Below are 11,950 nucleotides of genomic sequence, written 5' to 3' on the forward strand. Positions count from 1 at the left end.
TGTTATAGTGATGCTTGTAGTTTTAGGAGATATATCATAGTAAATAAAAAGGAGGCGCTGACATGTTTGTTGACCAGGTCAGAATTAACGTAAAATCTGGTAAGGGCGGCGATGGAATGGTTGCATTTCGACGAGAAAAGTACGTTCCAAATGGCGGTCCGGCTGGTGGTGACGGTGGCCGTGGGGGAAATGTGGTTTTGGAAGCAGCTAATGATCGTCGAACTTTATTAGACTTTCGTTATCATCGTCACTTTAAAGCTCCTAGCGGTGGTAAAGGTATGATTAAAGGAATGTATGGCCGTGGGGCGAATGATTTAATTATCAAGGTTCCCCGTGGGACAACTGTTTCTGATGCAGAGACACAAGAAATCTTGGGTGATTTAACTGAGGAAGGGCAACAATTGATCGTTGCTAAGGGTGGCCGTGGTGGTCGCGGAAATATCCACTTTGCTAGTCCAAGAAACCCAGCACCAGAAATTGCTGAGAATGGTGAACCGGCAATTGAACGGATTTTGCAATTAGAATTAAAAGTATTAGCTGATGTTGGTTTAGTTGGTTTTCCTTCGGTAGGCAAATCAACGTTGCTGGCGGCAGTAACAAGTGCTAAGCCTAAGATTGCTGCTTATCATTTCACCACTCTAGCACCGAATCTGGGTATGGTTCGTTTAGGAGATGGTCGCGATTTTGTGATGGCTGATATGCCGGGGTTAATTGAAGGAGCGGCGCAAGGAGTCGGTCTGGGAATTAAGTTTTTACGACATATTGAACGGACACGTGTGTTGCTCCATTTAGTTGATATGAGTGGGACAGACGGACGACATCCGCTGACTGATTATCAAAAAATTAATCATGAGCTAGCGGTTTATGATGAATTGTTGTTAAAGCGGCCACAGATTATTGTAGCAACCAAAATGGATTTGCCGAGTTCAAAAGAAAATTTAAAAGAATTTAAACAAGAATTAAAAAAAGACATGGATCAACTGCCACAAATTATCGAAATATCAGCAGTTACTCATCAAGGCTTAGATACTTTGTTGAATCGAGCTGCCGATTTACTAGCAACTGCTCCAGTTTATCCAACTTTGGCTGAACGTCAGCAGCAGCAACAGTATTCAGCCGAAACTATGGAAGTTAGTGAAACTCCATTTACAATTACACGAGACGCAGATGCAGTTTGGATTTTAAGTGGCGAAAAGATTGAAAAATTATTTGAAATGACTAATTTGGAACATGATGAAAGTTTAGCTCGTTTTGCACGTCAGCTAAGACATCTTGGGGTTGATGATGCATTACGGGAACGGGGAGCAAAAGATGGAGATTTGGTAAGGTTAAAAGACTTCACTTTTGAATTTGTAGATTAATTTTTCAAAACTGATCGAGGGTTTATAGAATGAATCAAAGAATAAAAAGGCACCGTTATATTACCGGATTTGACGGTGTTAGAACAATAGCGGTTATTGCGGTCATCTTATATCATTTAATGCCTTATAACATTCAAGGGGGATACTTAGGAGTACCAATCTTTTTTGTTTTATCGGGTTATTTAATCACTGATTTGTTGAATCAAGAATGGCAACAAAACGGAAAAATTGATGTTTGGGGATTTTATCAACGACGAATTCGGCGGCTTTATCCTGGACTGGTAACGATGGTAGTTGCTACCGCAGCATATATAACTTTATTTCAGCGAAGTTTATTAGTAAATTTACGAGCCGTAATTGTTACTAACTTTTTATATGTTTATAATTGGTTAGAAGTTCATCAAGGGCAATCATATTTTGATCGTTTTGGAACCCAATCACCCTTTGTCCATTTATGGTCACTTTCAATTGAAGGCCAATTTTATTTGTTCTGGCCGTTAGTACTAATTTTTTTATGGGTCGTTGTTCGACGTCGGCAACCAATTTTTGATATTATCTTTATTGGCGCATTTTTTTCAGCATTGGCAATGGCTTTACTTTTTCAACCAGGACAAGATCCTTCACGCATTTACTTCGGGACAGATACACGAATGTTTTCGATTTTATTAGGGGCTTCATTATCGATTATTTGGCCGAGTACTTCGTTAAAAAAAGATTTACCTAATTCAGCACGACTTTTTTTAGATGGCGCTGGAGTCGGAGCATTACTGTTAATTATTTGGATGTTTTTTCAATTGCCAGGTGAAAGTGATTTAAATTATCGTGGAGGAATGTTTTTCTTCTCGTTATTGTCAGTTATCTTGGTGGCAGCTGTTGCACATCCAGGTGCTGATATGAATCGACTATTGAGTAATCGAGTTTTTTCATGGTTAGGTAAGCGGAGCTACGGAATTTATTTATATCAATATCCAGTAATGGTTTTTTATGAAACCAAAGTTACTAATATTGCACAGCATCCGTGGTTACATGCTTTAATTGAAATTGGATTGATTGTCACAATTAGCCACTTATCTTATACTTACATTGAACGACCTTTACAGCATTTTGATTATCGACAAACAAAAAAAGTTTTGCATGAGTTTATCCAACGTGACTCACGTTATGGGTTTAAACGGGCCTGGATTGTTTTGGCAGCTGTAGTTTGTTTAACTGCTGCAATCGGTTCGTTTAGCAGTCAAGCAGCCCAAACTAAACCGAAAACTTCAACTTTACAGTCTAAGATTGCTGCCAATGAAAAGTCAATTCAAAAACATAATCAAAAAGTTGCTAAAGAAAGTGGTAGTCAAAAAATTGCGGCTAGTTCTAGTGATACTAGCGCAACAGCTGATTCTTCAAGTAGTAGTTCAACAAGTCAACAAACAGGGGTGGATCAATTAACTTCATCAGAGCGTCAACAAGCTGCTAAGTTACAGATTACGGCAGTTGGTGATTCGGTACTAGCTGATGGCTCAGTTGACCTGCAACAGATTTTTCCACAGATGTATATTGATGCTAAGGTTGGTCGCCAAGCCAGTGATGCAATTGGAGTTTTGCAAGGCTTAGCACAGCAAGGAAAATTAGCCACGACAGTTTTGCTCAGTTTAGGAACTAATGGGCCATTTACCGCTGATCAACTGCAGCAAATTATGCAGATTATTGGAAAACAAAGAAAAGTATTTTGGATTAACACGCACGTACCAACTCGTCGCTGGCAAGATCAGGTTAATCAATCATTACAAAGTGCGACCAATCATTATGAGAATCTTAAAGTTATTGATTGGTATACTTATAGTAATTCTCATAGTGATTGGTTTTATGGAGATAATGTTCACCCTAATGAATATGGCTTGAAATTTTATAGTAGTTTTGTGGCTAAAAAAGTTTTACAAGGTGAATGATTGAATAGTTGAAGTTGGCAAAGAATTGTAAAAATCAGATTAGGACTGGACAAAAGATTTGTTTTGCCACAGTCCTTTTTTATAATTTTAGTCGCTTTGCTTATCTAGGAACATTTAGAAGTAAACTGGATAAAATTTAGATTAATGATAAAATAATCTTTAGTCAGAGTTACTGAAAAAGCAATTAAAATTTAACGGAATGGAATTTAATATGGAATTAGAATTTTTAGGAACTGGAGCCGGTTCTCCGGCAAAATCACGCAATGTATCTAGTGTTGCATTAAAATTACTGGAAGAGATTAATGAAATTTGGCTGTTTGATGTTGGAGAAGGTACCCAACATCAAATTTTGCGCACCACAATTAAGCCCCGCAAGATTAGTAAAATTTTTATTACTCATTTACATGGAGACCATTTATTTGGTTTGCCGGGTTTTTTAAGTAGTCGATCTTTTCAGGGAGCACAGAAAAATGAACCGCTTGTAATATTTGGTCCCCGGGGAATAGCTGATTTTGTCAAAACTAGTATGCGAGTTTCACAATCGAAGTTAAGTTATCCCATCAAATTTGTTGAGTTAACTCAAGATGGTCTAATTTTTGAAAATTCACGTTTTCGGGTTTATGCGGCACATTTAAATCATCGGATCGAGTGTTTTGGCTATCGAATTGAAGAAAAAGATTATCCAGGAGAATTATTAGTAGATAAATTAATTGCTGCTCAGGTTCCCAGTGGGCCACTTTATGGTCAACTTAAAGCTGGGAAAAAAGTTACTTTAGCAGATGGCCGTGTCCTAGACGGGCGAGACTATTTAGGTGAAACACGTAAAGGACGAATTATTGCTATTTTAGGCGATACTCGTCAAACACCGGCAATCGCAAAGTTGGCTCAAAACGCTGATGTGTTGGTTCATGAGAGTACCTTTGGAAGAGGAGAAGCTCACTTGGCTCATGATTATTATCACTCAACTTGTATGGAAGCTGCTCAGTGTGCTTTAAGATGTCAAGTAAAGCAACTATTCTTGACTCATATTTCAGCGCGTTATGTTGGAATTCAAGCTTTGCAGTTAGCTAAAGATGCTAGCAAGGTTTTTCCTAAAACTAAGGTTGTCAAAGATTTTGATGTTTTTACTGTCCCATTTCCTACTAGAAAGCGAGGAGTTCATTCATGAAAGGATATAGTCAGTTAAAAGATTTGCGAAACCGGATTGCCGTTGTTACAGGAGCTTCTTCAGGGTTAGGCGAACAAGTAGCTTATCAGCTAGCACAAAAAGGAGCAATAGTAGTTGTTTGCGCTCGTAGATTAGAACGTTTGAAACAAGTTAGTCAACGTTGTCAGCAGCTCTCTGGTCGCTTAGCATTGCCATTACAACTAGATGTTAGTGACCCGGCAGCAGTTGAAGCGGCGGTGGATCAGATTGAAACTGACTTGGGACCGATTGCAATTTTGGTTAATGATGCTGGTTTTGGCTTAATGGAGAATTTCTTAGATTTTGAAATGGCTGTTACAGAAAAAATGTTTCGGGTCAACGTTTTAGGGTTAATGTACCTGACACGTTTTGTTGGTTTGAAAATGGCGGAACGTCAAGTGGGAGCGATTATTAATGTTGCTTCTATTGCAGCTAAAATTGCTACTCCTAAGTCGGCAGTTTACGCCGCAACCAAAGCGGCAGTTTTAGCCTTTTCAAATGCTTTACGGTTGGAATTAAAACCACTTGGCATTTCTGTTTTAACGGTTAATCCGGGGCCAATCAAAACAGAGTTCTTTTCAATTGCTGACCGCGGAGGACATTATCTAGATAAAGTTGATTGGCTGTCCTTGAATCCTCAGGAAGTTGCTGAAAAAATTGTTAGAGCAATCGGCACAAGTCGACGAGAACTTAATCTGCCATACTTGTTTGAGGCAGCTTATCACTTTTACAATCTTTTTCCTCGAGTTGGTGATTGCTTAGCAGGTGGCTTGTTTAACAAAAAGTGAGAAGGGGATTGGAATGAAAAATCAGTGGCGTTTATTAAGCGCAATTTTTTTAACATTAATAATTGTTGTATTTGCATTGTTGAATACGCAAAAGGTTAAATTAGATTTATTTTTGTGGCAGCCGGAATTTCCTTTAGTTTTAGTGGTGATTTTGGCAGTTCTGTTGGGTGTTTTGATTGCGGTTTTACTTTCAATGGTTACTATTTATCAATTGAGAAAAGAAATTAAGGAATTTCAAACTCGTGAAGCACAGTTGGATGCTGAGTATCAAGATAAGTATCAAAAAAAATTAACGGATACACAAGTTAAATATCAACAACAAATTAATCAACTTAAAAATAAAATCGCTAAACAGTAGGGAGAGCATTTTTAGTGTTTGAGGCAAAATATCATTGGGTTGCAGCTTCTGCGGTAGATGAAACTGAAATTAAAAATTTAAGTCAAGCGTTGAAAGTAGATTCATTAACTGCTAGATTATTGCTGCAGCGTGGTGTAAAAACTCCAGCTGAAGCAGAAATTTTCTTGAATCCCACGCTAGCACAAATTGATGACCCTTTTAAAATGCATGATATGCAGCGGGCGGTTGAAAGAATTCAGCAGGCAATTGCTACCGGTGAACAAATAACAATCTATGGTGACTATGATGTTGATGGCATCAGCAGCACAGCGGTTGTTTATGAAGCGTTGATGGAGCTGGGAGCCAAAGTTGATTATTATATTCCAAATCGTTTTAAAGATGGCTATGGACCCAATCTTGAACGTTATCAGCAATTAATTCAAGAAAAAACTGAGTTATTAATTACAGTCGACAATGGTGTCGCTGGTGCAAGTGCAGTTGAATTTGCCCAAAAAGCAGGTGTTGATGTTATTATTACAGATCATCATGCTTTGCCAGCAAAACTGCCAGCAGCTTACGCGATTGTCCATCCCCGCTATCCAGGCAGTGAGTATTCTTGCCCTAATTTAGCTGGAGTTGGGGTTGCTTTTAAATTAGTTTCCGCTCTGTTGGATGAAGTACCACAAGAAATGTTGGATTTAGTTGTCTTAGGAACGATTGCTGATTTAGTTGATTTAACCGGTGAAAATCGGGCCCTTGTTAAATTTGGTTTATTAGCTTTACAGCAAACTCAAAGACCTGGTTTATTAGCTTTAGCAGCTAATGCTAAGTTGGATCTAACCCAAGCAGATCCGGAAACGATTTCTTTTGGTTTGGCACCAAGATTGAATTCCTTAGGCCGTTTGGCAAGTGGACAACCAGGTGTCGAGTTATTAACGACCTTTGCGGAAGATAAGGCTGCGGAAATTGCAACTAAAATTGAGCAACTGAATCAAAAGCGGCAACAAGAAACCGAAAAAATCACTACAGCTGCTATGAACCAATTAACTAATAATGGTGGGCGACACTTAGTTAATGTAGTGGCAGGAGCAGATTGGAATCCTGGCTTGGTCGGAATTGTTGCTAGTCGTTTAGTTGAGAAAACACAGCGACCAACTTTGGTTTTGGGAATTGATGCGAAAACTGGATTAGCAAAAGGTTCTGGTCGATCAATTGCGGCGTTTGATTTATTTGCAGCTCTTGATCCGCAACGTCAACTGTTCGAAGCTTTTGGTGGGCATCAACAAGCTTGCGGCTTAACAATCAAAAAGGAGCAATTGCCACAATTACAGCGAGCACTCGATCAAGCAGCTGATCAGCAACAGATAAAAACAGCAGGTAAAGACAAATTGGTAATAGCTGCTAGCTTACCAATTACTGAAATTGATCCAAAATTAATCAAGCAAATTAATTTATTACAACCTTTTGGACCGGGAAACCCAGCACCAACATTTTCTTTTACAGATTTTAATGTAGTCCAGCCAAGAATGATTGGCAAAAAAAAGAATCATTTGCAATTCAAATTGCAGGGCGAAAAGCACTCGATCACAGCAATTGATTTTTTTGCGGGTGAACAAGGAGAGGCATTCATCAGACAACCGACAGCATTTAAGTTTGTGGGGCATTTAACCCTTAATAGGTGGAAGAATCAGTTAAATCCGCAAATTATGGTGGCTGATCTAGCTTGTGACAGTCCTGTCGTGATTGATCAACGAACATTAAAATTGTCACGAAAGTTATTTCAGCAATCCGCTACTTACTTTTTCTTTGAAGAGCGGCATTATAAATTGTTGAAAACCTATTTGCCCCTCAATGGTCAGCTAGTAATTGGCAAGAAACAACTACTTAGCCAACATTTTGCACGCTTGGTGATTGTTGATTGTCCACCATCAATTTCGGAAGGTGAACAAATATTTTCTCAACTGCAAGTTGACCAACTAGAATTGATTTTTTATCCATTTAATTTACAAGCTGGAATAAAAATTCCAACACGAACAGAACTAGCTCAAGTCTACCGCTATGTTGTTAATCATCAGCAAATTCAAATAACCAATAACGTAGAAAAAATGGCAGCTTATTTGCAAGTTAAACCACAGCAGTTGAATTTCATCTTACAGATGTTTTTTGAAGCAGGATTTGTTAAAATAGATAACGGACTGATGACTGGTTGTACAAGTCAGCGGAAGATTGATTTGACGAAATTGGACAGTTACCGTTCGAGATTACAACAGCTTAAGTCGGAAAAAATTTTGATTCAAGGCAAATCAGCTGGCTTAACCAACTGGATCTTACGACTTTTGACTAACTAAAGGAGCGTTTTAGAGCATGGCAGTAGATTTAACTAAATACGTTGCAAGCATTCCGGATTTTCCTGAAAAAGGGATTGTTTTTCGTGATTTATCTCCTCTGATGGCTGATGGAACTGCATATAAGCAGGCAACTGATCAAATTGTGCAATTTGCTAAGGATAAAAATGTGGAAATGATTGTCGGACCTGAAGCTCGAGGATTTATTGTCGGCTGTCCAGTCGCTTATGAATTAGGTGTTGGCTTTTCTCCGGCAAGAAAAAAAGGAAAATTGCCTCGTGAAACAGTAGAAGCTAGTTATCAATTAGAATATGGCACTGCTGAATTGTATTTGCATCGAGATGCAGTGAAACCGGGGCAACGAGTTCTTGTCGCCGATGATCTATTGGCAACCGGTGGTACAATTGGTGCAACAATTGATTTAGTTAAGCAATTAGGCGGAGTTGTAGTTGGTTGTGCTTTTATTATTGAATTAGATGCACTAAAAGGACGAGACCGCATTAAAGACTATGACGTATTAAGCTTGATGCATTACTAAAAATTTTAATAGTAGATTTTATGGCAGGAAATTCAGTACATTGGAAGATGAGTCTGATTTCCTGCTTTTTTGTGGAGGGGTAGATTTTGACAAAACAAACATTTGCAATTATTGGTTTAGGTAGATTTGGTAGTAGTGTTTGTAAAACCTTAGTAGACGGTGGTGCTGAAGTATTAGTAATTGATAAAAGCGAAGCCCAAATTAATAATTATAAAAAAATTGCAACTCAAGCAATTATTGCTGATGCACAAGATGAGAACACTTTGAAATCAATTGGTATCCGTAACTTTGATCATGTAATTGTAGCAATAGGAGAAGATATTCAGGCAAGTATTTTGGTATCCCTAATGGTTAAGGAACTTGGTGTTAAGCATGTCACGGCCAAAGCACAAAATAAATACCACGCACGAGTTTTAGAAAAACTCGGCGTGGATAAGGTTGTTCGACCGGAACGTGAAATGGGAAAAAGAATTGGTAAGGGTTTATTATCTGAAAACATGTTAGACTATTTGAATTTATCAGCAAATATTCAAGTGGCAGAAATTAAAATTACTAAACCTAGTTTTGCTAATAAGGATTTGGCAAAATTACGTTTCCGTAACCACTATCATTTAAATGTGATTGCAATAAAACGCAACGATGACATTATTATCTCGCCGCGTGCTGATCAAAAATTATTAGTAAATGATAGTCTGCTAGTTGTTGGAAAAACAGCCGATGTTGATCATTTTAGCCAATCAATGAGTTAAATAAATTTTTTGGGACGATATTTGGGACGATAAAACCAATAGCTAAAGATTAAAACAGCGATTGAAATTAAGGAAACTATTAATCCAGTTAGTAGATACGGTGGTCGATAAGTTAAAGTAATCTTTTTAACACCAGCACCGTTAACTTTAATGCCTAAAAACATCTGCTGAATTTTAGTAGTCTTAACTGGTTGACCATTCACTTCAGCATGCCAGCCGCTACTATAAGGAATTGTAGTAGCTACCAGTTGGTGTGATTTCTTTTGGGTATAACTAATTTGCAACCGGCGTTCCGATAATTTTTTTACAGTAGGTTGCTGCTTTTTCAATTGGCTGAGTCTTTGGTTAACCAATCGGTTGTTCATTTGATATAGAACAAAATGATTTAGCCACAAAGAGCTTTTCTTAAAGACAGCTGTTAAAACTATTTCTTGTCCTTTTGCGTGAGATGCAAGGTTAACAACTACAGTATGGCGAAAAGTACTATACTGGTTTAATTGTCGATTTCCTAAATAAAAGGTTACATTGTCGCTATCAAGAGGAGCTCCCAAGGTTAGATAGTAAGAATTATTAGTTGTAGGGACAAATTTAAAGATAATTTTTGCTTCTTTAGCTAAGTTTTTCTTTTTAAAAACAGTATCAGTTAAACGTAGCTGTTGAGTCACGTTTTGAAAAACCACCTCATTAAAGTTTTGTGGCGTAAAGTATTGATCACTTTGATGACCAGTAGCACTCTTTAACCAATTAGTTTGAAAAGTTGTAGGATCATCGTAAAATGATTTTGTTTTTGTTAGCTGGTTTGAAGCTAAGTAAGCCAATGGTAAACTGTGCTGATTTAGATAAGTTTTTGTTAACTTATTGGTTGCTATTTGTCGATAAGTTTTTAAATCAGGCTTTTCTGTCAATTGAGTTAATGATTGCTGAGTATTGCTCAAGTTGCTTTTGGGAGTGATAAAGTATTTCATTCCTAATAAAGCATCGGAAATAAGCGTACCATTTGAATAAGTTACGTAATTATCACCATCAGGATTACCAATCATGCCATAAAAATCGGGAACATTCTTTTCCAAAGCTGAACTAAAATAGGAACCAGTATTCAAATCATGGGCTAGACCATCATTTTTAGTTCGACTATAAACTTCACCAGTTCGAAAAAGGCCATGGTTATGATTGTGAATCCAAGTAGCATTATTTGTCAAAGCAGCCGTGGGTTGTGCGTACTCTTTTTCGCTAAGATAACTTAAATTATTCAAAGAAATAAAGGCGTTTGAAGCAACTTCAACTATGACAATGATACTTAGTAGGCAGATTTTTAATGCTTGATACTTCAAATCAACTGGCCAAAAAAGCAATAGCCAAATTAAAATTGCCATGACGACGGTCAGAGTTAAATTAGTAGTTGAGACAAAACTGAACTTCTTAAGATTTAAAAAAGTATACAAGATGATTCCAGCATAAAGTACAAAACTGCTGATGGCAGCAATTTTCCAAGACGGTACTTTTTTTAACTGCTGGAGTGCACGTCCAGCTAATAAGAGCATCCAAAAGCTAACAATAAATGAGAAGCGATATGGATACCATACAGGAAACTGCATTCCATGCCAAAATAAATCAAGTGGTTCAAAACAAAGTGATAATAATAAAAATAATGTTATTAACAATGAAGCAATTCTTTCTTTCCAAGGAAATTGACGGAAGAAAAAATATGCTATAAAACCAAGTAATCCAAGTGAACCGATAAAAATGTTGGGTAAGCCACTGGGCATCTGTTGAAAATTAAAGCTACCAATGATTAGCTTAGCTAGCATTTTAGGCGGAAAATATTCAAATTTGTAGTGAATGAGCTGCTGAGTATATTGACCTTTGCTACCAATTAACGAGTAGAAAGTCGGAACTAGGATGATTGCAGCTAATCCGGCAGCTAAAATTGAATTGCTAATAAACAGCAAAATTTGATGCCCAAACTTTTTGGCTGATTGATAATGAGCGATAATTAACCAGCTGGCATATAAGAGTAAAAAAATACAAATCATATAAGCAGTGTAATAATTAATAATTAAAGCAGCTGCTAAAGTCAGCGAGTAGGCAATTTTTTGTTGATTTTGTAGTAATAACTGGTTTAAAAAATAACAAATTAAAGGTAATAATATTGCAGCATCTAACCAAAGTAGGTTTAATTGATAAGCAACAAACCAACCCATCAGGGCGTAACTAACACTAAGCATCACAGTTTTTAAGCCACGTAAATGTTGCGTTTTTTCAATGAAAAAAGCAAAACTTAAACCAGCACAACTATATTTAAGGATGGTTATTAAAAAGATCGCAGCATCAATATTTTTAGCAGGGAAAATCAATAACAATAGATTAAATGGGCTCAGCAAGTAATAAGCCCATTCACCGAGCATATCTCCACCTAAAGCCTTACTAAATGAATAAAAAAAGCTCGTTGGATGGTGCAGCAAAGTATTCCGAAAAAAAGCAAAAAAGTCAACGTACTGCTGACCAAGATCAACAGTTAGGAGACTGCTGCTGCCAAATGGATACATATTACGAGAGATAAAATAGCCACCCATAATCAAAAAAGGTAACCAAAAACTTAGTAACAACGAATAATGACGTTTGGTAAAATCAACAATTTTTACTTTCATAGAATAACTCCTCAATCAACTTACGAATCTAATTTTATTATACCGTTGATTTATAATAAAA

9 protein-coding genes are annotated in these 11,950 nt (G+C 37.2%); 8 read left to right on the forward strand and 1 reads right to left on the reverse strand.

All coding sequences use genetic code 11. The features are described from left to right. Positions 1–62: 62 nt before the first annotated feature. The 8 genes from obgE to G6O73_RS02095 all read left to right on the forward strand — a co-directional run bounded on the left by obgE (position 63) and on the right by G6O73_RS02095 (position 9,241). Positions 63–1,361 (forward strand): GTPase ObgE, encoded by a 1,299-nt coding sequence (gene obgE, locus G6O73_RS02060; RefSeq protein WP_057886864.1) that lies wholly within the window; start codon positions 63–65, stop codon positions 1,359–1,361. A gap of 29 nt (positions 1,362–1,390) precedes the next feature. Beyond that, the gene (locus G6O73_RS02065; RefSeq protein WP_057886865.1) at positions 1,391–3,298 is read left to right on the forward strand and encodes an acyltransferase family protein; all 1,908 of its coding nucleotides are present in this window, start codon (positions 1,391–1,393) and stop codon (positions 3,296–3,298) included. Between the two features lie 211 nt (positions 3,299–3,509). Beyond that, entirely contained in the window at positions 3,510–4,466 is a 957-nt protein-coding gene (gene rnz / locus G6O73_RS02070; RefSeq protein ID WP_057886866.1) for a ribonuclease Z, read from the forward strand. Next, entirely contained in the window at positions 4,463–5,272 is an 810-nt protein-coding gene (locus tag G6O73_RS02075) for an SDR family NAD(P)-dependent oxidoreductase (protein WP_057886867.1), read from the forward strand. Before rnz ends, G6O73_RS02075 begins: the two co-directional genes overlap by 4 nt. Positions 5,273–5,285: 13 nt before the next feature. Next, on the forward strand, positions 5,286–5,630 hold the full coding sequence (locus G6O73_RS02080; protein ID WP_057886868.1) for a lipopolysaccharide assembly protein LapA domain-containing protein: 345 nt from the start codon (positions 5,286–5,288) through the stop codon (positions 5,628–5,630). A gap of 14 nt (positions 5,631–5,644) precedes the next feature. Beyond that, positions 5,645–7,957, forward strand: coding sequence for a single-stranded-DNA-specific exonuclease RecJ (recJ, locus tag G6O73_RS02085; RefSeq protein ID WP_057886869.1), 2,313 nt, complete (start codon positions 5,645–5,647; stop codon positions 7,955–7,957). A gap of 16 nt (positions 7,958–7,973) precedes the next feature. Then, complete coding sequence (locus G6O73_RS02090) at positions 7,974–8,492, forward strand: adenine phosphoribosyltransferase (protein WP_057886870.1); 519 nt, start codon at positions 7,974–7,976, stop codon at positions 8,490–8,492. An 86-nt stretch (positions 8,493–8,578) separates the two neighbouring features. Next, entirely contained in the window at positions 8,579–9,241 is a 663-nt protein-coding gene (locus G6O73_RS02095) for a potassium channel family protein (protein WP_057886871.1), read from the forward strand. Here G6O73_RS02095 and G6O73_RS02100 read toward each other — a convergent pair. Further along, positions 9,238–11,889, reverse strand: a complete 2,652-nt coding sequence (locus tag G6O73_RS02100; RefSeq protein WP_057886872.1) for a YfhO family protein — start codon at positions 11,887–11,889, stop codon at positions 9,238–9,240. The genes G6O73_RS02095 and G6O73_RS02100 overlap by 4 nt on opposite strands. Positions 11,890–11,950 lie beyond the last annotated feature (61 nt).

Source organism: Liquorilactobacillus nagelii DSM 13675 (assembly GCF_019444005.1).
Taxonomy (GTDB): domain Bacteria; phylum Bacillota; class Bacilli; order Lactobacillales; family Lactobacillaceae; genus Liquorilactobacillus; species Liquorilactobacillus nagelii.

What these genes read in the sequence shown, in the direction of transcription:
- G6O73_RS02065 (WP_057886865.1), top strand. Translation starts at nt 1,391, where the DNA reads ATGAATCAAAGAATAAAAAGGCACCGTTATATTACCGGATTTGACGGT.
- G6O73_RS02080 (WP_057886868.1), top strand. Translation starts at nt 5,286, where the DNA reads ATGAAAAATCAGTGGCGTTTATTAAGCGCAATTTTTTTAACATTAATA.
- G6O73_RS02100 (WP_057886872.1), bottom strand. Translation starts at nt 11,889, where the DNA reads ATGAAAGTAAAAATTGTTGATTTTACCAAACGTCATTATTCGTTGTTA.
- obgE (WP_057886864.1), top strand. Translation starts at nt 63, where the DNA reads ATGTTTGTTGACCAGGTCAGAATTAACGTAAAATCTGGTAAGGGCGGC.
- G6O73_RS02075 (WP_057886867.1), top strand. Translation starts at nt 4,463, where the DNA reads ATGAAAGGATATAGTCAGTTAAAAGATTTGCGAAACCGGATTGCCGTT.
- G6O73_RS02090 (WP_057886870.1), top strand. Translation starts at nt 7,974, where the DNA reads ATGGCAGTAGATTTAACTAAATACGTTGCAAGCATTCCGGATTTTCCT.
- rnz (WP_057886866.1), top strand. Translation starts at nt 3,510, where the DNA reads ATGGAATTAGAATTTTTAGGAACTGGAGCCGGTTCTCCGGCAAAATCA.